Annotated in this window: 20 protein-coding genes; 16 read left to right on the top strand and 4 right to left on the bottom strand. The window is 48.6% G+C overall.

Going from position 1 to position 21,225, the window contains the following annotated elements; all coding sequences use genetic code 11:
* Positions 1-91 precede the first annotated feature (91 nt).
* From KNQ06_RS12615 to KNQ06_RS12585, 7 genes are all read left to right on the top strand, one after another.
* Positions 92-2,071, top strand: coding sequence for a methyl-accepting chemotaxis protein (locus KNQ06_RS12615; protein WP_023466764.1), 1,980 nt, complete (start codon positions 92-94; stop codon positions 2,069-2,071).
* Between the two features lie 168 nt (positions 2,072-2,239).
* Positions 2,240-3,427 carry a DUF2157 domain-containing protein gene (locus tag KNQ06_RS12610; RefSeq protein WP_149426657.1) on the top strand — a complete coding sequence of 396 codons (1,188 nt, stop codon included), beginning with the start codon at positions 2,240-2,242 and terminating at the stop codon, positions 3,425-3,427.
* On the top strand, positions 3,424-3,867 hold the full coding sequence (locus KNQ06_RS12605; protein ID WP_215148495.1) for a GDYXXLXY domain-containing protein: 444 nt from the start codon (positions 3,424-3,426) through the stop codon (positions 3,865-3,867). The genes KNQ06_RS12610 and KNQ06_RS12605 overlap by 4 nt, the downstream gene beginning before the upstream one ends.
* A 373-nt stretch (positions 3,868-4,240) precedes the next feature.
* Positions 4,241-5,098, top strand: a complete 858-nt coding sequence (locus KNQ06_RS12600; RefSeq protein WP_215148493.1) for an SAM hydrolase/SAM-dependent halogenase family protein — start codon at positions 4,241-4,243, stop codon at positions 5,096-5,098.
* A complete protein-coding gene (locus tag KNQ06_RS12595) occupies positions 5,095-5,646 on the top strand; it encodes an ECF-type riboflavin transporter substrate-binding protein (RefSeq protein ID WP_058704610.1) in 552 nt (183 codons plus the stop codon). Before KNQ06_RS12600 ends, KNQ06_RS12595 begins: the two co-directional genes overlap by 4 nt.
* A gap of 70 nt (positions 5,647-5,716) precedes the next feature.
* Positions 5,717-7,420 carry an ABC transporter ATP-binding protein gene (locus tag KNQ06_RS12590; RefSeq protein WP_215148491.1) on the top strand — a complete coding sequence of 568 codons (1,704 nt, stop codon included), beginning with the start codon at positions 5,717-5,719 and terminating at the stop codon, positions 7,418-7,420.
* Positions 7,411-8,235: an energy-coupling factor transporter transmembrane component T family protein gene (locus KNQ06_RS12585; RefSeq protein ID WP_023466770.1), complete on the top strand. Its 825-nt coding sequence runs from the start codon at positions 7,411-7,413 to the stop codon at positions 8,233-8,235. Before KNQ06_RS12590 ends, KNQ06_RS12585 begins: the two co-directional genes overlap by 10 nt.
* Positions 8,236-8,296: 61 nt before the next feature.
* Here the strand turns inward: KNQ06_RS12585 and KNQ06_RS12580 are convergent, their stop codons facing one another.
* The 4 genes from KNQ06_RS12580 to folE2 all read right to left on the bottom strand — a co-directional run bounded on the left by KNQ06_RS12580 (position 8,297) and on the right by folE2 (position 13,688).
* Positions 8,297-10,090 carry a carbon starvation CstA family protein gene (locus tag KNQ06_RS12580; RefSeq protein ID WP_029343192.1) on the bottom strand — a complete coding sequence of 598 codons (1,794 nt, stop codon included), beginning with the start codon at positions 10,088-10,090 and terminating at the stop codon, positions 8,297-8,299.
* A gap of 140 nt (positions 10,091-10,230) precedes the next feature.
* Entirely contained in the window at positions 10,231-10,926 is a 696-nt protein-coding gene (locus KNQ06_RS12575; protein ID WP_029343193.1) for a LytR/AlgR family response regulator transcription factor, read from the bottom strand.
* On the bottom strand, positions 10,907-12,673 hold the full coding sequence (locus KNQ06_RS12570; RefSeq protein WP_215148489.1) for a LytS/YhcK type 5TM receptor domain-containing protein: 1,767 nt from the start codon (positions 12,671-12,673) through the stop codon (positions 10,907-10,909). Before KNQ06_RS12570 ends, KNQ06_RS12575 begins: the two co-directional genes overlap by 20 nt.
* Before the next feature lie 109 nt (positions 12,674-12,782).
* Positions 12,783-13,688 (bottom strand): GTP cyclohydrolase FolE2, encoded by a 906-nt coding sequence (gene folE2 / locus KNQ06_RS12565; RefSeq protein WP_035399184.1) that lies wholly within the window; start codon positions 13,686-13,688, stop codon positions 12,783-12,785.
* A gap of 329 nt (positions 13,689-14,017) precedes the next feature.
* On the opposite strand from folE2, the gene KNQ06_RS12560 reads away from it, so the two are divergent.
* The 9 genes from KNQ06_RS12560 (at position 14,018) to KNQ06_RS12520 (ending at position 21,214) form a co-directional block, all read left to right on the top strand.
* Positions 14,018-14,875 carry a TerC family protein gene (locus KNQ06_RS12560; RefSeq protein ID WP_035399265.1) on the top strand — a complete coding sequence of 286 codons (858 nt, stop codon included), beginning with the start codon at positions 14,018-14,020 and terminating at the stop codon, positions 14,873-14,875.
* Between the two features lie 165 nt (positions 14,876-15,040).
* Complete coding sequence (locus KNQ06_RS12555) at positions 15,041-15,805, top strand: TerC family protein (protein WP_029343196.1); 765 nt, start codon at positions 15,041-15,043, stop codon at positions 15,803-15,805.
* Positions 15,806-15,856: 51 nt separating this feature from the next.
* Entirely contained in the window at positions 15,857-16,990 is a 1,134-nt protein-coding gene (locus KNQ06_RS12550) for a YfbR-like 5'-deoxynucleotidase (protein ID WP_215148487.1), read from the top strand.
* The gene (locus tag KNQ06_RS12545; RefSeq protein WP_195866186.1) at positions 16,987-18,189 is read left to right on the top strand and encodes a multidrug effflux MFS transporter; all 1,203 of its coding nucleotides are present in this window, start codon (positions 16,987-16,989) and stop codon (positions 18,187-18,189) included. Before KNQ06_RS12550 ends, KNQ06_RS12545 begins: the two co-directional genes overlap by 4 nt.
* Before the next feature lie 151 nt (positions 18,190-18,340).
* Positions 18,341-18,568, top strand: coding sequence for a hypothetical protein (locus KNQ06_RS12540; RefSeq protein ID WP_064300502.1), 228 nt, complete (start codon positions 18,341-18,343; stop codon positions 18,566-18,568).
* Positions 18,558-19,079 carry an NfeD family membrane protein gene (locus KNQ06_RS12535; protein WP_064300503.1) on the top strand — a complete coding sequence of 174 codons (522 nt, stop codon included), beginning with the start codon at positions 18,558-18,560 and terminating at the stop codon, positions 19,077-19,079. Before KNQ06_RS12540 ends, KNQ06_RS12535 begins: the two co-directional genes overlap by 11 nt.
* Complete coding sequence (locus tag KNQ06_RS12530; protein WP_023466783.1) at positions 19,076-20,596, top strand: flotillin lipid rafts scaffold protein FloT; 1,521 nt, start codon at positions 19,076-19,078, stop codon at positions 20,594-20,596. The genes KNQ06_RS12535 and KNQ06_RS12530 overlap by 4 nt, the downstream gene beginning before the upstream one ends.
* The gene (locus tag KNQ06_RS12525) at positions 20,596-21,006 is read left to right on the top strand and encodes a hypothetical protein (RefSeq protein WP_214724859.1); all 411 of its coding nucleotides are present in this window, start codon (positions 20,596-20,598) and stop codon (positions 21,004-21,006) included. The genes KNQ06_RS12530 and KNQ06_RS12525 overlap by 1 nt, the downstream gene beginning before the upstream one ends.
* Positions 20,999-21,214, top strand: coding sequence for a hypothetical protein (locus tag KNQ06_RS12520; RefSeq protein ID WP_149426666.1), 216 nt, complete (start codon positions 20,999-21,001; stop codon positions 21,212-21,214). The genes KNQ06_RS12525 and KNQ06_RS12520 overlap by 8 nt, the downstream gene beginning before the upstream one ends.
* The last annotated feature ends 11 nt before the right edge of the window (positions 21,215-21,225 follow it).

Genomic DNA, 21,225 nt, shown 5'->3' with positions numbered 1-21,225 from the left:
CGATTATTATTTTTACTATGAATATTCTTCGCTATTCTTCCGATAAAGAAGGTAGAATAGCGAGTCCTTGCACTCGGGAATGGAGTGACACATGGAACAAAAGATCAAACGCACGATGAGCATCAAACAAAAATTAATTCTGACATCAATTCTCCTATTAGTAATTCCAGCACTTGTGATCGGATTTGTTGCCTACAATCAGGCGAAACAAACGATGACGGAGCAAATTCTACAATCGGCACATGGTGGAGTCGATCGGATGAATGATGAGATTCAGAATATCATTGATCCGATGCGACGCGATGTCGCCTTTTTTGCGGACCGGATTGACGGAACGCTTTATCAAAAAGGAAAACAAAATGCAGCGTTGAAGGAAAAAATGACGGAATATCTCGACATGCATCCGCAAGCGGCGAACATCTATTTCGCGACGACAGAAGGGGATATGAACATTTTCCCGGAACAAGTCATGCCCGAGGATTATGACCCACGTGAGCGCTCGTGGTACCAATCGGCTGAAGCAGCCGGTGGAAAAGTCGTCATCACGGATCCATACGTCGATGCTGCCTCGAACAAGATGATGGTGACATTGTCACAAACGACCGGAAACGGAAGAGGTGTCGTGGCGATTGATGTCGATGTCGACCGCATCGCGGAAATCGCGAAAAAGATTAAAATTGGTAAAGAGGGTTATGTGACGATTCTCGATTCGAATAAGAAGTTCGTTACGCACCCGACGCTAAAACCAGGTGAAAAGGCAACAGGGAACTGGGTTGCGCCACTCTACGATGACCCAGCCGGACAATTTTCGTATGAATTCGAAAATGAAGGTAAACAGATGGACTTCATGACGAACGATTTAACGAAGTGGAAGGTTGCCGGAACCCTGTACGATCATGAAATCACCGATGCGACGTCGAGTATTCTGTGGACAACGCTTGCTGTCATCGGCGGAATGTTACTCGTCGCAGCCGTCTTCATTTACTTCATCCTTCGCTCGATCTTACGCCCACTCGGTCATTTGACACGTGGGGCAGAACGGATTCAATCTGGTGATTTGACGGAACCCGTCATCGTTGAATCAAACGATGAGGTCGGGCAAGTTGCGCAAAGCTTTAACGTCATGGTCGATTCACTCCGCTCGATCATCATCAATCTCGACCAGTCGATCACACAAGTGGCCGGCTCGTCGCAGGAATTAATGGCGAACTCTGCCCAGACGACGTCCGCATCGGAACAGATCGCGGGATCGATTCAACAGGTCGCAGCAGGGGCGGATCAATCGAAACGTCAACTCGATGCGAATGCCGTTTCGCTCCAGTCGATTACAGCGGGCATCATGCGAATTGCTGAGAGCTCAACCGATGTGTCAGAGCTATCACGTTCAACGGCAACAGAAGCCGAGAACGGAACGGTTGCTGTACTACAGAACGTCCAGCAGATGAAAGAAATCGATGCCTCCGTTCAAAACTTCGGTGGTGTCATCAGCTCACTCGCACATCGTTCGAATGAAATCGGGAAAATCGTCGATGTCATCAACGGCATTGCCGAACAAACGAATTTATTGGCACTGAACGCGGCGATTGAAGCAGCACGGGCAGGCGAAAACGGAAAAGGGTTCGCCGTCGTCGCAAGTGAAGTGCGTAAACTAGCAGAGCAGTCACAGGATTCAACGAAGCAGATTGCACAGCTGATTCAAAACATCAAGCAGGAGACAGATCAGTCAGTCACGATGATGAAAGAAGTATCAGGACAGACGAAAGCCGGTTTATCGACGACAGAAGCATCAGCAGAACGATTCCAGAAGATTCTCGAACGGACGCAAGAGATGACACCGCGAATCGAAGATGTGACAGCAACTGTCGAGGAAATCGCAGCGAACGTTCAAGAGGTTTCTGCCTCTGCAACCGAAATCGCACATATCGCGCAAGAGAATTCATCGGCGTCGAAACAAGTCGCAGCGACGACAGAAGAACAGTTGAGTGCGATGGAAGAGATTTCGCAATCAGCCAAAGCATTATCCGATATGGCGGAAGAGCTACAGGTACTCGTTGCTCGTTTCCGTGTTTAACCTATCGATTATACAAAGCAAGGAAGCTAGTTTTCCTTGCTTTTTTTCGTCTGTCACTATTCTGTGACGAACTGAACAAATAGCTTGGAATCCTTGTGAATCCGGGCTTGAGACGGGGTTAAAACGGGAAAATAATAAGTATCTAACACTTCGAAGGAGGTGGGTACGGTGAAGCAGTTACGCAAGATACGTGAGTGGCAGGATGCGGGTCTGTTGGATGAATCAACCGTCGAACGAATCATGAACTACGAAAAGCAACATTCAACGAAACAACGCCTCCCGCTCTTGTTGATTGTTGGAGGGACCTTCGTCGTCTTGGCTGTATTCAGCTTTTTAGCTGCCAACTGGCAAGCGATGCCGATCGGCTGGAAAATCGGACTTGTCGTAGCACTCATGTGGATTTGTTACATCATGGCGGATCTTTCGGAACGTCGTCGTATTCTTCATCCGGTCGTCTTTCGAATCGGTGGAATCCTAGCGTTTGGCGCCTCGATTCTCGTAGTTGTTCAAAGTTTTCACTTGCCGATGGAAGGATCACTGCTCAGTTGGTGTATGTTTGTCGCCGCATTAGTGCATTATATGCTTTGGCGTCATGAAGCATACGGTGTCGTAGCCTTCCTTTCCGGATGGACGATCTTCACGAGTCTCGGTGGTTTTGGTCAAGAACAGGCGAGTTATCTCGACTGGACGTCGTTCGGTCTGATGGTCGTGTTGTCGTTCAGTTGGTTTTACTTCAGTCAACGTCTGCCATCGCTTTTGTTTAGCTGGCTGTTTCTCTTCTTCAGTGGTCTCTCCTTGTTTCTCCTTGTATCATATGACGGATTCCTGTGGCCGGTCTGGACGCTATTTTTACTCGTTCCAGTTCTCTGGCTTGTTCGTGAGGAGTCCAATCGCCGGATCGTCGAAATGGTCTATCTGGTCGTTGCTGCCATCAGTTCGATCGTCTATCTGTCTGTACGTGCGGAATCAAATGCCGCATTACCATCCATGACAGAAGCGATTCTGCTAGCTATCGTATCCATCGGGTTAGGAATTTTCCTCTATCAAAAACGTCGCTCCTTATTGTTTATCGTTCCGCTTGGATTCGTTGGAGTCCTGTGGCTTGATGAACAGGCCATTCTACTCGCCATTCTCGTTGAACTATCCGCGCTACTGTATCTGTTGTATCAAGAACGTCGTCATGCCGTCATCTGGCCAGCCTTCCTCTATTTCATTCTCGTTCAAATCGCGATATACGTCATCTATGCGTGGGATCGTTTAAACATGTCTTTGTTTTTCCTCATCGGTGCGCTCCTCATCTTCCTATTGTCCGGTGTCTTATGGTGGTTACGCCGTAGAGGAGGTGTGACGTCATGAAGCGCTATCTAATGCCTGTATTGCAGACGTGCGCCGTTGGTCTGTTGATCGTCAGCTTTTTTGCGACCTCCTGGTTCGGAACATCGTACCGTTTTCGGGCAGAGCCGTTTGATCCGTTTGATCCCGTTTACGGTGAATACGTGATGCTTCAGTATCCGGATTTAAAACCAGGTCCGACGATTCAAAATGGACGTGTTTATGTCAGCTTCAAGACAGATGCTTCTGGTTATGCTCAAATCGACCGGATTTCGAATGAACGATTCTTCGGAAGTGTTGCTGGCGACTATTACGATCAATACGTGTCGATTCCACAGTTGACGCAGTATTATGTCGAACAGGGAAGCGGAAAACAATACGAGAAAGCTAAAGCACTAGAAGTCAGTGCGGATGTGTCACCATGGGGAACGATCCGGACGACGAATTTAAAAATTTCTGAATAAAAAACCTTGCGTCAGGAATGAAACGGTTGTACTATTAATTTAAATTTTCAGACAACTAAATCTGCATGCGTAGACGGGAAGAGTAAAGTGATCAGAAATCGATAGAGAGTCTCTGTTGCTGGAAATGAGACGATTTCGTCATTTGAAGATGGTCCCGGAGCAGTCGGAAGAACGTGAACCGTGTTCATCAGTAGAACCGACCGGTAGGACGGATACCGTTAGCATTCCATGGAGTCTCGTACTCCTAGAGGTGGCTGAACGTGAGTTGAGCCATGAACGAAGGTGGTACCACGTGATCAGACATCACGTCCTGAGAGATGAGGGCGTGGTGTCTTTTTTTGTGGGGACGTTCGCGCAGGAGGAGGATGACGAGATGGCAGAAGCATTGGTATTGCAATCAGACTTTGGCGTGAGTGACGGGGCAGTGAGTGCGATGTATGGAGTAGCCCACAGCATCAATCCAAAGATTCGGATTTTTGATTTGACGCACGACATTCCGCCCTTCCACATTTGGGAAGCGTCCTATCGGTTACTGCAGACGGTACCGTACTGGACGGAGCAAACGGTGTTCGTTTCTGTTGTTGATCCAGGAGTCGGATCAAGTCGAAAGAGTGTCGTCGCGCGGACGCATGCGAATCAATACATCATCACACCGGATAATGGGACGTTGACGCATCTTTGGCAAGCCGGATACATTGCTGAAGTGAGGCAACTCGATGATCGACGGCATCGCTTACCGCGGATGGGGGAATCGTATACGTTCCACGGACGAGATATCTTTGCCTTCACGGGAGCTCGATTATCAAGCCATGTCATCACCTTCGAGGAAGTGGGACCTGTTTTACCTGCTTCGGACATCGTTTTGCTCGATCGGACAGTTGCCTCGTCGTCGGACAGCGGTGTTACTGGTATTGTCGAGATTCTCGATGTTCGCTTCGGAAATGTCTGGACGAATATTCCGGTCGCTCTCGTCCGTCAGGCGGGTCTCGACATCGGCAGCCACGTCAAGGTAATGATTTCGTATCGGGAACGAATCGTCTATGAACAGACACTGCTCTTTGGTCATTCGTTCGCCGACGTACCAGTCGGTTCAGGCGTCGTTTACATCAATTCGCTAGATCAGATTGCTCTTGCCTTGAATCAAGGTTCGTTTGCGCATGCATTTGAGGTTGGGATCGGAAATGATTGGAGTGTTAACGTACAACAAATCAAAGGAGGAGATCGAACATGAAAGGATTTACGACAAAACAGATCGTCGCAACCGGGATCGGAGCAGCTGTATTCATCATTTTAAGTCGATTCGCTGCGATTCCGACAGGCGTACCGAACACGTCAATCGAGACAGCCTATGCATTTCTCGCATTCATGGCAGTTTTGTTCGGACCGGTCACAGCCGGTTTGATTGGTTTAATCGGTCATGGATTAAAAGATGCAATTTTATATGGTTCCCCGTGGTGGAGTTGGGTCATCGTCTCCGGCTTCGTCGGGTTTGGTATCGGATTGATCGCTAACCGGATTCGCTTAGAAGAAGGTGGATTGACGACACGTAAAATCGTCTTATTCAATGCGACACAAGCCATCGTGCAAGCGATCGGTTGGATCATCATCGCACCGGTACTCGATATCTTAATTTACTCGGAGCCAGCGAATAAAGTCTTCGTCCAAGGTGCTGTCGCTGCGACATCAAATATCTTGACAGTCGGTGTCATTGGAACGTTGTTGCTCGTCACGTATGCCAAAACAAGAAGTAAAGCAGGCAGCTTGAAACGCGAAGTTTGACCGAATGAGCTATGATCCTGTGCGAAGAGTCGGCAGGATCATAGCTCATTTGGCTTGGGGGGAGAAAGACATGACAAACGTGATTGAATTTCAGGATTTTTCATTTACATATCGGAGTCAGTCGGAACCGACACTCCGGCAGATTCAATTAACGATTCAAGCAGGAGAACGCATCTTAATCGTTGGACCGTCGGGTTCAGGAAAAAGTACGCTCGCCCAGTGCATCAATGGGTTGATTCCGTTCTCGTACCCGGGAACGTGGGAAGGACAGGTCCTGATCAAAGGACAAGATGCCCGGGAGTTATCGTTATTTGATCGTTCGTTGCATATTGGCACGGTGTTACAGGATCCAGATGCGCAGTTCGTCGGTTTATCGGTTGGCGAAGACATCGCCTTTTCGCTCGAGAACAAACAGACTAGGCGACCAGAAATGCAGGAAATCGTCGAACGCGTCGCACGAATGACGGATGTCGAGACGCTCTTGCACGCACGATTGAATGATCTATCAGGCGGACAACGGCAACGGGCAGCATTAGCCGGAGTCCTCGTCGAAGATGCGGACATTTTACTGTTTGATGAACCGCTCGCGAATCTCGATCCGGTAGCGGGACAAGAAGCGATGGCGCTTATGGATCGACTGCAACGTGATACGAACCGCACACTGATCGTCGTCGAACATCGAATCGAGGATGTACTCGTCATTCCGTTTGACCGCATCATCGTCATGGTCGACGGCGAAATCATCGCTGATGACCATCCTGATATCATCTTAAGCAATGGCGTGCTTCAACAAGCGATTTTACGTGAACCTCTCTATGTCAGTGCCGCACGCTGGGCTGGGCTTGCCGTTCAACCTTCAGACCAGCCTAGCCGCATCGATCCCTTTTTAAAGCGATTCAACCAGACGAACGTGTTAGAGCGTTTAGAGAAAGCTGCTCAAAAAGAGACTGAAACCTCTACTGCATTGCTTGAACTTGAGCAGTTGGCGTTTCATTATCGCCAAGGAACGCCAGTGCTTGAGAATGTGACAGCCTCTTTTCAAAAGGGAACGCTGACGACGATCGTCGGTCAGAATGGTGCCGGAAAATCCACGCTTGCGAAAGTGTTGAGTGGTTATCAACGGACGACAGGCGGTCGGATTTTACTGGACGGAACCGACATCACGAACCAATCGATCGCAGAGCGAGCAGGAACGATCGGATTCGTCCTGCAAAACCCGAATCATATGATTTCAAAACACCTCGTGCAGGAAGAAATTCGCTACGGGATGCAGGCTCTCGGATTGAGTGAGGCGGAAGAAAACGAGCGTCTCGAGCAGACGTTACGTCGCTGTGGATTGTATCCGTTTCGCAATTGGCCGATTCAGGCACTGAGTTTTGGTCAGAAGAAACGGGTGACGATCGCTTCGATTCTCGTTCGACGACCGGATATTCTGATTCTGGACGAACCGACAGCCGGTCAAGATTATCGGCATTATTCGGATATGATGGACTTTTTAGAAGGATTGAAGCAGGACGGAATGACGTTACTCATCATCACGCACGACATGCATCTCGTCTTAGAATACAGCGATCAAGTCTGCCTCGTGCAAGCTGGGCGTATCCGTTATGCTGGAACATCATTTGGACTGCTGAATCAAGAACAATTGCTGCATCATGCCCATTTAAAACAAACATCGCTCTTTACGCTAGCGCAACACCTCGAAGTCGATCCGGAACGATTCGTCGAGTCCGTGATTACGGCGGAGCGAAAGGAGCGGGAACAATGGCTGTAGAAATGCTTGGCTATATTGAAAAAACGTCACCGATTCATCGATTGACGGGAACGACGAAACTGATCGGATTCTTATTATTTACGACAGCAACGATGTTCACCTATGATACACGTGTCTTACTTGTAATGGGGTTAGTCAGTATCGTGTTATTCCGATTGTCGCGTATCCAGTTTCGGGAAGTCCGCTTCGTCTTGATCTTTACAGCGATTTTCGTCCTGATTAATGCGCTCGCTGTTTATCTGTTCGAACCAGAGCAGGGCGTGGCAATCTACGGATCGCGTCACGTCTTACTTGAAGGAATCGGACGATTTACGATGACCGCAGAACAATTATTTTATCTGTTCAATTTAATCTTAAAATACAGTGTGATCGTTCCGATTGCTGTGTTGTTTCTCGTCACGACCCATCCGACGGAGTTCGCTTCTTCTTTGAATCGGATTGGTGTTCCGTATAAGATCGCATTTGCGGTCTCCTTAGCGCTCCGTTATATTCCGGACGTTCAATCTGATTTCCGGACGATCGCGAACGCTCAAGAAGCACGAGGGATTGCTGTCTCACACGGCTCCCTTTGGCAGCGGGCACGCAATAGCATCCAGATTTTACTTCCGTTGCTATTTACGAGTTTGGAGCGGATTGAGACCGTCAGCAATGCGATGGATCTCCGTGGATTCGGTGCCGGACGAAAGCGAACGTGGTACAACCAACAGACGATGACACGAATCGATTATGTCGCGATCGGCTGTGTGCTACTTTTGACGGTTTTGTCATTCGTCGTCACTTTCTATGATGGTAATCGCTTTTATAATCCGTTTTAAAAATGAGATACGAAAAAGGCAGTGGATGCGTCCACTGCCTTTTGTCATATGACCAATCCGCTTACGCAGATCGTTTTTGATTTTCCCAACGAGGTGAATTCAACAGTTCAATCCATTTCTTGACGGCTGAGATCGTGATGACAATCGCGAGCAATCCCATCGTGACCGACAAGACCGTATTCAAGATGCTGAAACCTGGAGAATCGGGATTCGCATAGACGTTTGCAACCATCCAGATATCCGCGAACGTTACCGTGATCAGAAGATAGACGAGCGGAATGAACGTCGTCAGCGCATAGATTTTTTTGTCGGCGATTTTCAAGATGATCGTCGTTCCGATGATCAAGCCAATCGACGCCATCAGCTGATTCGATACCCCGAATAATGCCCAAATCGAACCGATATCACCCGAGAACAGGAGATAGCCCCAGAAGAACGTTCCGAGTGCCGAAGCGAAGATGGCACCTGGAATCCAGTCGACACGTTTGAGTGGTTTGTAGAACTCTCCGAAGAAATCTTGAATCAAGTAACGGGCGACGCGTGTTCCGGCATCGATTGCTGTCAGAATGAAGACCGCTTCGAACAAAATGACGAATTGGAAGAAGAAACCGGCAATTTCTTTGAACCATGGGATGGCGCGGAAGATGAACGTCATACCGACAGCGAGTGAGACGGCACCACCTGTTCGACCTGCCAGATCGAGACCGATTTCACGGGATAGATCATCAAGATAGACCGTGCTCATGCCGAGTGTCGCGAATACTTCAGGAGTTGAGTTGATGGCGAAGTAATCACCGACTTCAAGCGATGTCGCAGCGATCAATGCCATGACGGCAACGAGACATTCGACGAGCATGGCACCAAAAGCAACCGGTTTGATGTCACTCCACCGATTGATCATCTTCGGTGTCGTACCAGAACCTACGAAAGCGTGGAAACCAGAGATCGCACCACAGGCAATCGTGATCGAGATGAATGGCCAGACTGGACCAGCGATGATTGGACCACCACCATCAACGAACTTCGTGAATGCTGGGAATCGAATGTCCGGGTTGATGATGAAGACACCAACGATCAAAGCAAGAAAGACACCGATTTTCATAAAACTCGATAAATAGTCGCGAGGTGCGAGTAAGAGCCACACTGGCAGTGCAGCGGCAAAGAACGCATAAATCGGTAAAGCAATCGCGAGTTGACGGGATGAAAGGTCGAACCAGTCACCGATGAATGTTTCCGTTAACTGAGGACCAAAACCAATTGCCGCTAAAATCAGTAAGAAACCAACTGTTGAAGCAAGTGCTAGATTGCCACCTTTACGTAAGTAAATCCCAACGAACATCGCGATCGGAATCGTCGAGAAGACAGCGAATGTACCCCATGGGTTATGTTCAAGTGCGTGCAAGACGACCATCGATAGACCGGCCATCGTGATCGTGATGATGAAGAGCATCGCCAGACCGGCACAAAAACCAGCGACTGGTCCCAGCTCTTTTTTAGCGACTTCAGACAGCGACTGACCGTCTTGGCGCATCGAGGCAAAAAGAACAACCATATCATGGACCGCTCCACCGATGACGGCACCGATTAAGAGCCACAGTAAGCCGGGGAGATATCCGAACTGAGCAGCAAGGACAGGTCCGACGAGTGGACCGGCAGCAGCGATTGCCGCAAAATGGTGTCCGAACGAGACCCATTTGTTCGTTGGGACGTAATCTTTTCCATCCGCTAATTTATGAGCGGGCGTTTCGCGATCATCTTTGATTTTTAAGACTTTCGCAGCCATGAACGTGCCGTAGAGACGATACGCGATTAATAAGATACAGATGACAGCAATAACGATTGGAGTAGCGCTCATCTAAAATTCCTCCTCTTGAATGAACTATGATGGATTTAGTATACAAGTTATGGAAGCGCTTTCTTTGATTTTTAGATGAGTTGTCGGTTTTGTTCGATGAAAGGTTGAAAATGGACCTTGAATCACAAAAAAAGAAGCGCTTAAATACCGAGCGCTTCTTTCAGTAGTTTGACATACGTCCGACTGACTGGCACATCAATCTGATGAATTTTTAAGTTGTAGGCTCCGTTGAACCAAGGTTCGATGGCATCGATTGCTGATAAGTTGACGAGATATGAGCGATGAACTCGTAAAAAGCGATGATCTTGAAGCTTTCGTTCGAGTTCGAGTAAGGTCTCGTTCGATGGATACGCCTCATGTTCCGTGACGATCTTCGTCTTCCCGTTCTCAGCGACGATGTAATCGATATCTTGAGGAGACAATAATTTCAGTTGTTCGCCCGTCTCAACGGCTAAACGTTCAAGTCGAGGTGCTTTTTTCGGAAGCGGTCGCGCAACTTTTTCAATCGCACGAACAATCCGTGCCGGATCATACGGTTTCAAGATGTAATCATAGGCATTGAGCTCAAACGCTTCAAGCGCATGAGCATCATATGCCGTCACGAACAGCAAAGCTGGTGGACGTGGCATCGATTTCAAGCGTTTGGCGACTTCAAGACCACTTCCGTCCGTTAGCTCGATATCGAGAAAGACTAAGTCGGGTTGAAGGGAGCGAACGAGTCGTTCGGCTTCCTCGACACTGCCGGTTTCCCCGACGACTTCAAGACCGGCTGCGGTCACGTGATAACGGAGCTCGTCGCGTGCGAGCGGTTCATCTTCAATCAACAAGGTGCGCATGCTGGATCTCCTTTCTGAGTTCAATCGGGAGACGAATCGCGATCGTTGTGCCGTTTTGACCGTCACTCGTGATCGTAAACTGTCCCTTTTCACCATATAAACTTCGAATCCGTTCTGCCGTATTGAATAATGCGGTACCGGTGCCCGAGGACGGAACGACTTCTCGACCGAGACGAGCAAGGCGCGAAGCGTCAATGCCGCTTCCGTTGTCGACGACTTCGAGACACAGCTGGTCTGCCTCACACCATGCCGTCACACCGACATATCCTGTCTGTTCAGAAGAAAACGCATGAAGGAACGCATTTTCGATCAACGGTTGTAAGATGAACGGTGGAACGAGTAAAGACGTCGTCTCGTCTGCTAAATCAATGTCGAGAAACGGACGATTCGGAAAACGAGCGGCTTCAAGAGATGTGTATGCTTCGATGTGCTCGAGTTCCTTTTGGAGCGGAATTTTCGTCGATCGTGCGCCTTGGAGGTTACTGCGGAAGAACGTCGACAATTCGAGCAACAACGTGCGTGCTTGTTCGACATCCGTCCGGCACAGTGCATAAATCGTATTGATCGCATTAAACAGGAAGTGGGGGTGAATTTGTGCTTCGAGTGCCCGGATCTCGGCATCTTTCAGTAAACCGGCTTGCCGCTGGGCATTCCCGAGTGCTAGTTGTGTCGAGAACAATTTCGCTAACCCTTCAATGAGTTCGACTTCGACGGCGTCGAGCAATTCGGCATGAGGATAATAGACTTTCAACGTCCCGATCGTCGTTTCCCCGACGATGAGCGGAGCGATGATGCCGGATTGAAGCGGACAATCCGTTACGGGACAGCCGATATCGAGTCGTTCCGTCACAAGACGGACTTGTCCGTCCTGCAAGACATGCTCGGTCGGTTTCGTCGTCCAGTGACTCCCAGCTTGATGGTGGTCGCTCCCGATACCGATATGGGCCAGGATGACGGAACGATCCGTCAGTGAGACGGCTTCGGCTCGCGTTTGCTGCAACAGAATTTCCGCGACAGCTTCTGCCGTATGGATATGTAGACCACGCGTCAGATGCGGAAGCGTCAAATCGGCGATATGCAACGACCGTTCTGCTTCTCGTGCCCGAACCGTTTCCTCTTCTCGTGCAGCAAGACGGATGATCGATAAGAACAACCAGACACCGAGGACGTTGATCAGTGTCATCGGTACGAAGATGAACTGGACGAGTTCGACTGCCGCATCAAAGGGGCGGGCGAATAGTAAAATCAATGACATTTCAAACAGCATTAAAAAAGCAGTCAGACACACGGGCAATAACGCTTGGCTACTGAGGCGGTCGCGCCAATAGGATCGTAAGAGACCGCTGACACCACCGGCGATGACGGTGGAAAGCGCGCAAGCGAACGCTGTGAATCCGCCGAGGGAATACCGGTGAACCCCGACAATCAATCCGGTTATCAATCCACCGAGCGGACCAGCGAGCAATCCGCTGATGACGACGATCATCGTTCGTGTGTTTGCAATCGCTGATGTCCCGTCGACTTCTTCGAGCCAAGCATGAGGTAAGAATTCAGCTAAGTCGACTTTGACCCCTGTATAGTTACTTAAAATACCGTACGTCGCAAAAAACAGGACGAGGACACGAAATTGCCAGCCCGCTTCCGGTTGACGCAGCAGCCGTCGTGTCGGTCCCCACTGGGCGAGGATGAACGCTAAGATGATCATGATACCGAGTCGTTCGAGTAAAAAAGGAATCAGTTCCAACATGTGCATTCCTCCATTCGAGTTAAGTGTAAACGCTCGCAAAAGGGAGAGCAATGCCGGCACACAAAAAAGCCGTACTCGCTCGGTTTAAGAGGGAGTACGGCAGACTTACTTATTGTGCGTCTTTATCGAACGTGATCCGTGCGATCGCGTCATGTTGGTGAATCGTTTCTTCGTTACGGCATTCGACGTAGAACGAAGCAATTGGGTCCATTTCGTACAAGTCAGCAGCAATCAAGCGAACCATGTCTTCTACGAAACGTGGGTTTTCGTATGCCATCTCTGTCACGCGTTTTTCATCCGGACGTTTGAGTACTGGGTGAAGTGGCGCTGAGGCATTGGATTCAGCTGCATCAAGCAATGATTGTTTCCAGTCAAAGTCTTCTGCTTCATCACGTAACGATGCTTCCATCGTGACGTAACCACGTTGGTTGTGAGCACTGTATTCGCTAATTTCTTTTGAACATGGGCAAAGTGTCGTGACGTTGATCGTCAAGCCGACAGACAACGTCGCTTCGTCCGTTTCCGTGTTGACGCTGACCGTTTGCCATACTTCAGCATTCATCAAGCCGCTAAGACCTGTTGCAGGTGCTTTACGTGTGAAGAACCATGGGTAACGGATCGTCAATTGACCTTCCGTTTGTTCCATGCGGTCTGCTAAATCACGCGCGAATTGAATGAGTGACTCGTTCGTGACCGTCCAACCTTCGTTGTGGTATTGATCGAGTTGTTCCGTTAAACGGCTCATGTTGATCCCTTTACGATCTTGTACGAGTGATGTCGACAATTCGAATGTCGCCACAGTCGCTTGTGTGTTGTCTCCGTCTTGGATGACGACAGGATGTTTGACGTTTGAGATTCCGACAGCGTCTAGTGCGAACAAGAAGTTCTTCGGTGTATTTTGCAAGTCGACCATCTTATCTTTTTCAGTCGGTTTTGTTCCTTTGATTGGTGGTACCGAACCGAACAGCTTATGGCGCTCTTCTTTTGTTGGTAACGTAATCGGGTAGGTAGACATATTCATTGGCCCCTTTGTCCTTTTGTAGTGTTTCAATAGTAATAACATGACAGGAATGCTAGAGACGAGCAAGTCTGATGATTCCGCAAATGTGTTTCATCTTTTCATCGCTAGAAGTATTGTCTTGAATTTTATCACGAACGTTCGATAAACGAAACTCGCACGACTCAAAATCGACACATTCTATATCTGTAGGAATAACTTACTTGCAATCGGGTATACTATCCTATAGTATATGTTCAGGTGAACGTGTAATCATTGTTTTTTCGTCATGGTCAATAATTGAAGTTTTTTTATTTTACAGGTAGTAAGAGAAAGGGATGACAGAGATGGATTGGCAGTTATTATTACAGTATGCCTGGGTCGTACTCGTCTTGATCGCGCTTGAAGGATTACTTTCAGCGGATAATGCACTCGTACTCGCGGTCATGGTCAAGCACTTACCAGGAGAACAACAAAAGAAAGCACTTTTTTATGGACTAGCTGGAGCGTTCGTCTTACGATTCGCGGCATTGTTCGCGATTTCGTTCCTCGTCGATATTTGGCAAATCCAAGCACTTGGAGCGGCGTACTTGCTCATCATGGGACTACGGCATATTTATAAGACCGTTAAAGCCAGAAAGCTCGGTGAGAACCATGGGGCTGAAAATGAGCTAGATGAAGAACCGAAGTCGGAAGAGCCAGTTTCAAAAGGTGAATTCTGGCGGACAGTCGCGAAAATCGAATTCGCAGACTTAGCGTTTGCTGTCGATTCGATTCTTGCAGCAGTAGCACTTGCCGTTGCCCTTCCAAACTGGGGATCAGGCGAAATCGGTGGTTTGAACACAGGTCACTTCATCGTCATCTTAACAGGTGGTTTGATGGGTGTCGTCTTGATGCGTTTCGCAGCACGTGTCTTTGTTAAATTACTCGCAGAGCGTCCAGGTCTTGAGACAGCAGCGTTTGCGATTGTTGCCTGGGTTGGTGTGAAGCTAGCCGTTCTTGCGCTCGAACACCCGAAATACCACGCATCAATCGAAGGAACAATCTTTGAAGCCTTAAAACTTCCTGAAGGATTTGCCCACAGTACACCGTGGCAGGCTTTCTTCTGGACAGTCATGGTCGGTCTTGCTCTTTGGGGTTGGTTCTCTTCACCAAAAACGAAACCAAATCCAGATGCTGAAAAGAAAGTTGATCAAAACTTATAAGAAATGGAAACGATCCGTCGATGACGGGTCGTTTTTTTGTGTTAGGTTTTCTTAAACAATGGGAATAAAACACAAGGTTAAGTACTTGAGTCGAGCTTTCATCTTTTTCTTTCCGATCGACCGGCATATAATAAATAGACTGAACAATAAAGGGGATTCGTTAGTATGGATATTGGATTAATTACACAGTATGCGACCGTCGGGCTCGTACTGATCATTTTGCAAGGATTACTATCCGCCGACAATGCGATGGTCATGGCGGTCCTCGTCCGACCGTTACCAGACGATCAACGTAAAAAGGCGCTTTTCTATGGTCTCGTCGGAGCACTCGTCTTACGTTTCGTGGCAATCTTCTTTGCTTCGTACTTAGCGACGATTTGGGAACTTCAAGCACTCGGGGCGATTTATCTCTTTTATGTCGCGTTTAAAGGAATCGTCGAGGCACGATCGAATAAACACCAAGTACCGGACACGATTGCCTCACAAAAAGCCTCACCGAACTTTTGGTGGACCGTCGTTAAAGTCGAGTTCTCTGATTTAGCGTTTGCGGTCGATTCAACGCTTGCTGCTGTCGCCATGGCAACGACATTACCGATGATTGGTGGAACGATCGGTGGTCTGAATACAGGACAATTCTGGGTCGTCTTCTTCAGTGGGATCATTGGTCTCGTCATCATGCGTTACTTCGCGAGCTGGTTCGTCGTCTTGCTCCAAAAGCGACCAGGCATCGAAGAAGCTGCCTTTTGGCTCGTCGCATGGGTTGGTGTAAAACTGGTCGTCATGACACTCGCGCATCCGTCGATCGACGTCTTGCCGCATGAGTTTCCAGAGAGTACACTATGGCAAACGATCTTCTGGGTCGTACTTGCTCTGATTTTAATCATTGGTTGGTTCCGTAGCGGAAGCAGTTCAACCAAATCAGCAAAATAATACAATGGCGGGCAGGGTACTCTCTGTCCGTCTTTCGTTAGGAGAGATTTCATGCAAAACGGTAATTTCATTAGGATGCTGACGCGGATGCAAAACGTTCCACGATGGGATGAATATGCACCACGTTTTCCGGATAACGCAGCCAGTCACAGCTTTCGTGTTGCCTTATTCAGTTTGATGGCAAGCTATTTAGAAGAAGCAGACGGGCAAACACCAGTCGATCGCCTGACATTGCTCGGAAAAGCTCTATTCCATGATATGAATGAAGTCATCACTGGACCCATTAAACACCGGACAAAAAAAGAACCAACGTTACATGCACACATTCAGGCAATGGAACAACAAGCAAGTGAACAGCTTGTTGCCTTACTCTCAAAGTCGCTTCAACCAGCGTTCACGACATACCTCGTACATGCAGAAGATGAATCACCGGAAGGACGGATCGTCGAAGCCATCGATACGTTCGATGCGATGTTGTACGCACGAAGGGAAGCACGGATGACGGAGTCCGTCTTTTTCGAACAAAAAGCAACTGAATTACAGGCTGTTCTAGAACGACACCCACTCGTTTCAATCCGTCGCTTGACACAGTCGGTCATGGAAGAGGATGAGATGTCTCATTTCATTGAAAACGTCTTGATGATGGATACGATTCGGCGCTGGAAAGGACGTTTCAATACGATTGATGATAACGACGCGACACATGCGTTTCGAGCAGCCTCGCTTGGTATCTTCAATGGTCTGATTGAATCAGAGAAGTACGGCGTCACGATCGACATCGAAGAAGTCGTCTCGCGTCTCTTGTGTCATGATCTCGTTGAAGGAACGACAGGAGATGTTCTTGGACCTGTCAAACATGCGACACCGGTCACAGCAGCAGCCTTCGAAGCTTACGAACGGGCAGAAGGAGAGACGTTGATCAATAATCTACCGAAAGAAATCCGAGCACCGTTCCGTCGGTTCGTCGTTGAAGCAAAAGACGAGACATACGAAGGACAGATGGTCGATGTGATCGATAAACTCGACGCATTGATTAAAATGAACATGGAACGGAAGTTGAACGGGGTCGAGTATGAGACCGGTTACCGCGCACAACTCAAAAAGGTTCAAATGACATATGAAAATCCATCGGTCGTCTTTTTCCTCGCTTATGTCTTGCATGATTTGGATTACGTGACGTCATGACGAAAGAAACCATGACCCCACGCCGCTTAACGTTGATCTTGATCCTCGGTTCACTCGCTGCACTCGGACCGCTCTCGATCGACATGTATCTACCTGCTTTTCCGGATATGTCACGCTCGTTTGATGCGAGTGCATCACTGATCCAATTAAGTTTGACGGCTTGTATGCTCGGAATGGCGCTCGGACAATTGATTGTTGGTCCGCTGAGTGACGTTCGCGGACGTAAACGACCGCTGATGGTTGCTCTGCTCGCATATCTGCTCGCTTCTCTCGCCTGTGCGATGGCACCGACGATCGAAGTGTTGATCGCGCTTCGATTCATCCAAGGGGCAGCTGGAGCGTCAGGAATCGTCATTTCCCGGGCAATCGTTCGTGACTTGTTTGACGGACCTGAATTGACGCGGTTTTTTGCTGCCTTGTCACTCGTCAACGGAACGGCACCGATTCTCGCACCCGTCATCGGGGGACAGTTGCTTCGGTTCGGTGACTGGCATTTCGTCTTCTACTTGCTTGCGATTTTAAGCACAATGATGTTACTTGCCGTCGCACTCCGTTTACCGGAAACGCTTCCGCTTGATAGACGTGTCGAAGGAAACCTGACGACGACGTTGAAGACGTTCGGACGCTTGTTGACGGATCGCGTCTTCATCGGCTATGCGTTCGCGCAAGCATTCGTCATGGGCGCGATGTTTGCCTACATCTCGGGTTCACCATTCGTCTTACAAAATATTTATGGCGCTTCGCCGCAACAGTTCAGTTTTTTGTTCGGTTTAAACGGAATCGGAATCATCTTAGCAGCACAGATCGCTGGTCGCCTTGCTGGTCGTGTCGATTCAGAGCGGCTGATGCGAATCAGTTTGACGATCGTTGCGAGTGCGAGTATCTTATTGTTCCTCGCCTTGACGTTAACGGATCAGCTGATCTTCGTCATGATTCCACTGTTTTTCGTCGTTTCAAGCGTCGGTTTGATCTCGACGCTCGGTTTTACCTTAGCGATGCAAAATTACGGAGCAACGGCAGGCAGTGCCTCGGCTCTTCTAGGGCTCTTGCCAATGCTCGTCGGTTCGCTCGTGTCACCACTCGTCGGGATCATGGGAGAGCAATCGGCTGTTCCGATGGGGTTGATCATCATGACCTTAGATTGCCTGGCGCTCATCCTCTATTACGGTCTGATTGTTCGTCGACCAAATCGTTCATAAACGCTAATTATTCAAAAACGTTTGTCCTCTGTATGGGACGAGCGTTTTTTCTTTTAATGAAAGGAAAAGAAATGGAATTCATTTTGAAACATTTTCTAAAAAATAAGCGTAGAAGAGAAAGAAAGCCAGTACTTCAGAAAGGAGTGGAGCGATGAAGCAGGAGTTGCAGCGTGAACGAGAACCGTCGATTGAGGCAAGATTAGCACGTCATTTTGCCGCACAGAAAAAATACTTACGCCGTCAAGAAGAGGCAATCGATCAACGAGACAAAGAATTGGCTCGTTTATTGTTTGAGGAAAACCGGACTGCTTATCTAAGGGCTTACCACGAACTGTATGGCTCACATCCTTACATCGAGGTGAACGAAGATGGACGTTAGTACACTTTATTTATATGCGTTAGCGGCCGCTGCTTGTGGTGTGTTTGTGTCCATCCTATTCTCAGACGTCATTCCAGGCGTCGATCAAATCTTTCATCCCACGTTGATCTTATCTTTTGTCATCATCACGTCAGCGATCGGATTCGGACTCGAACAGCTCAGTCCGCTTCGTTCGATATTGATTTTAATCATCAGTAGTGTGATTGCGTTATTAGTGACGACGCTGATGCATATCTTTTTATTCGTTCCGATGGCACAAGCCGAACAGTCGCTTGGATTTTCGGAACAGATGCTAGAAGGACGCAGTGCAACCGTCATCGTGCCGATTCCGACTGAAGGATATGGTGAAATCTTACTCGATGACGTCTCAGGACGCGTATCGAAGTCAGCCGTCCTGTTTGAAGGACCTGCTTTACCACAAGGCACGAAGGTGCTCGTCATCGAGATCAAACAAGGCGTCGCGTCTGTCGTGACGTATCCCCATCAATGGAAAAAGGAGATGTTTTTATGAATCCAGTATTAATCGTATCGATCGTCGCGGTCGCGTTGATTGTTGCATTGATCGTCCTATTCATTACGAAGTACCGAACAGTTGGTCCGGAAGAAGCGTTGATCGTATCGGGTAGTTATCTCGGAGGACGCAACGTCAATACCGATGAGTCCGGCAACCGAGTGAAGATTATTCGCGGCGGCGGAACATTTGTGTTACCTGTCTTCCAACAAGCGACACCACTGAGCTTGTTATCGAGTAAACTCGAAGTCACGACACCCGAAGTCTATACGGAGCAAGGTGTACCGGTCATGGCAGACGGTACAGCGATCATCAAGATCGGGAGCTCGATTTCTGAGATTGCGACGGCAGCGGAGCAGTTCCTCGGAAAATCAAAGGAGGAGCGAGAAGGCGAAGCACGTGAAGTCCTTGAAGGACACTTGCGTTCGATTCTCGGGTCGATGACCGTCGAAGAAATTTATAAGAACCGTGATAAGTTCTCACAAGAAGTCCAGCGGGTCGCGTCTCAAGACCTGGCGAAGATGGGACTCGTCATCGTTTCGTTTACGATTAAAGACGTCCGTGACAAGAACGGATACTTAGAATCCCTCGGGAAACCGCGGATTGCACAGGTTCGCCGGGATGCGGATATCGCAACGGCAGACGCGGAAAAAGAGACACGCATCAAGCGGGCGGAAGCTTCAAAAGATGCGAAAAAAGCAGAACTTGAACGTGCGACCGAGATCGCTGAAGCGGAAAAAGAAAATCAGTTGAAGATGGCAGACTACCGCCGCGAACAAGATATTGCGAAGGCGAAAGCCGACCAAGCGTATGATCTTGAGAATGCACGCGCGCAACAAGAAGTCACGGAGCAACAGATGCAAATCAAAATCATCGAGCGTCAAAAACAAATCGAGCTCGAAGAACGCGAAATCCTCCGTCGTGAGAAACAATATGATGCGGAAGTCAAAAAACGCGCCGATGCCGATCGTTACTCGATTGAGCAAGCTGCCCAAGCGGACCGTGCGAAGCAATATGCGGAAGCAGATGCAACGAAATACCGGATCGAGGCATCGGCAAAAGCAGATGCAGAACGAATTCGTCTGGATGGTCTTGCGAAAGCGGACGCGGAGCGGGCGCAAGGGGAAACAGAAGCGGAGATCATTCGTTTGAAAGGTCTTGCGGAAGCAGAAGCAAAAGAAAAAATCGCGCAGGCGTTCGAACAATTCGGACAAGCAGCGATCCTCGACATGGTCATTCGGATGATGCCAGAGTACGCGAAAGAGATTGCAGCACCACTCGGCAACATCGATAAAATTACAGTCGTTGATACAGGTAGTGGTGAAGGTGGCGGTGCGAACCGTGTCACCGGTTACGCAACGGATTTGATGGCGTCACTGCAAGAAACGTTAAAAGCGTCGTCAGGATTAGATGTCAAAGAGTTGATTGAGAACTTCTCCGGTAAAGGAACAGCAAAACCGTTGACGGTCAACTTGAATTCCCATGATGCGGTGGCAGCGTCGAAAACAGAAGACTGATGGCAATCCGCGTCTTATTGATTGTGTTCGCACTCCTGCTTTTTCATGTCGCTTGGCCGCTTCCATGGTATGCACTAGCGGTACTAGGCGGCGTCATTGGAATCATCAAAGGGTACACATCGGATGACGGAATCGCGAATATATTTAACATGAAGAAGGTATCTTACTCATTTTACGATCGACAAACACGTCAGGAAGCCGTTCTCGCTTTGATGTGCAGTTTGTTGACGGTCGACTTCCCGTACTGGTTCGCTGGGGTGACGACAGGAATCACGTGGCGTGATGTCGGATATGTTGGTTTCGAAGTAGTATCGACACTTCTGTTCGCTTATGTCTTATTCCGTTTCTTATGTCTGGATCTATTCCGACCATTCTTGGAGTCTGAAAGAAGGGAGCAAAGAAATGGATAGTTTATTTTTACTGCAAGAACGTTGGATGCTGTTGCTTCCGTTCCTCGTCGTCCTCTTGATCAACGTCGGGTTATTGACTGCCCTTCTGAAGAAGCGACGTGATTTACCGAAGCTGTTAGTCTTCGGAATGGGTGGGATGGCGATCGTGTTCATCGTCTCTTCGCTTGGATTAAGCATGGCACTGCTGTTCTTTGGATACAATTCATAAAAAAACGGGGC

Source organism: Exiguobacterium sp. s91, from assembly GCF_018618915.1.
GTDB classification, from domain to species: Bacteria; Bacillota; Bacilli; order Exiguobacteriales; family Exiguobacteriaceae; genus Exiguobacterium_A; species Exiguobacterium_A abrahamii.
The sequence above is the reverse complement of the archived record's forward strand: the minus strand, read 5'-3'. Positions and strand labels throughout refer to the sequence as shown.

Coding starts and splice junctions, on each gene's coding strand:
- KNQ06_RS12600 (WP_215148493.1), top strand. CDS start 4,241: ATGGCAGAAGCATTGGTATTGCAATCAGACTTTGGCGTGAGTGACGGG.
- KNQ06_RS12570 (WP_215148489.1), bottom strand. CDS start 12,673: ATGTTGGAACTGATTCCTTTTTTACTCGAACGACTCGGTATCATGATC.
- KNQ06_RS12605 (WP_215148495.1), top strand. CDS start 3,424: ATGAAGCGCTATCTAATGCCTGTATTGCAGACGTGCGCCGTTGGTCTG.
- KNQ06_RS12590 (WP_215148491.1), top strand. CDS start 5,717: ATGACAAACGTGATTGAATTTCAGGATTTTTCATTTACATATCGGAGT.
- KNQ06_RS12550 (WP_215148487.1), top strand. CDS start 15,857: ATGCAAAACGGTAATTTCATTAGGATGCTGACGCGGATGCAAAACGTT.
- KNQ06_RS12525 (WP_214724859.1), top strand. CDS start 20,596: ATGGCAATCCGCGTCTTATTGATTGTGTTCGCACTCCTGCTTTTTCAT.
- KNQ06_RS12585 (WP_023466770.1), top strand. CDS start 7,411: ATGGCTGTAGAAATGCTTGGCTATATTGAAAAAACGTCACCGATTCAT.
- KNQ06_RS12535 (WP_064300503.1), top strand. CDS start 18,558: ATGGACGTTAGTACACTTTATTTATATGCGTTAGCGGCCGCTGCTTGT.
- KNQ06_RS12560 (WP_035399265.1), top strand. CDS start 14,018: ATGGATTGGCAGTTATTATTACAGTATGCCTGGGTCGTACTCGTCTTG.
- KNQ06_RS12580 (WP_029343192.1), bottom strand. CDS start 10,090: ATGAGCGCTACTCCAATCGTTATTGCTGTCATCTGTATCTTATTAATC.
- folE2 (WP_035399184.1), bottom strand. CDS start 13,688: ATGTCTACCTACCCGATTACGTTACCAACAAAAGAAGAGCGCCATAAG.
- KNQ06_RS12530 (WP_023466783.1), top strand. CDS start 19,076: ATGAATCCAGTATTAATCGTATCGATCGTCGCGGTCGCGTTGATTGTT.
- KNQ06_RS12545 (WP_195866186.1), top strand. CDS start 16,987: ATGACGAAAGAAACCATGACCCCACGCCGCTTAACGTTGATCTTGATC.
- KNQ06_RS12540 (WP_064300502.1), top strand. CDS start 18,341: ATGAAGCAGGAGTTGCAGCGTGAACGAGAACCGTCGATTGAGGCAAGA.
- KNQ06_RS12575 (WP_029343193.1), bottom strand. CDS start 10,926: ATGCGCACCTTGTTGATTGAAGATGAACCGCTCGCACGCGACGAGCTC.
- KNQ06_RS12595 (WP_058704610.1), top strand. CDS start 5,095: ATGAAAGGATTTACGACAAAACAGATCGTCGCAACCGGGATCGGAGCA.
- KNQ06_RS12615 (WP_023466764.1), top strand. CDS start 92: ATGGAACAAAAGATCAAACGCACGATGAGCATCAAACAAAAATTAATT.
- KNQ06_RS12555 (WP_029343196.1), top strand. CDS start 15,041: ATGGATATTGGATTAATTACACAGTATGCGACCGTCGGGCTCGTACTG.
- KNQ06_RS12520 (WP_149426666.1), top strand. CDS start 20,999: ATGGATAGTTTATTTTTACTGCAAGAACGTTGGATGCTGTTGCTTCCG.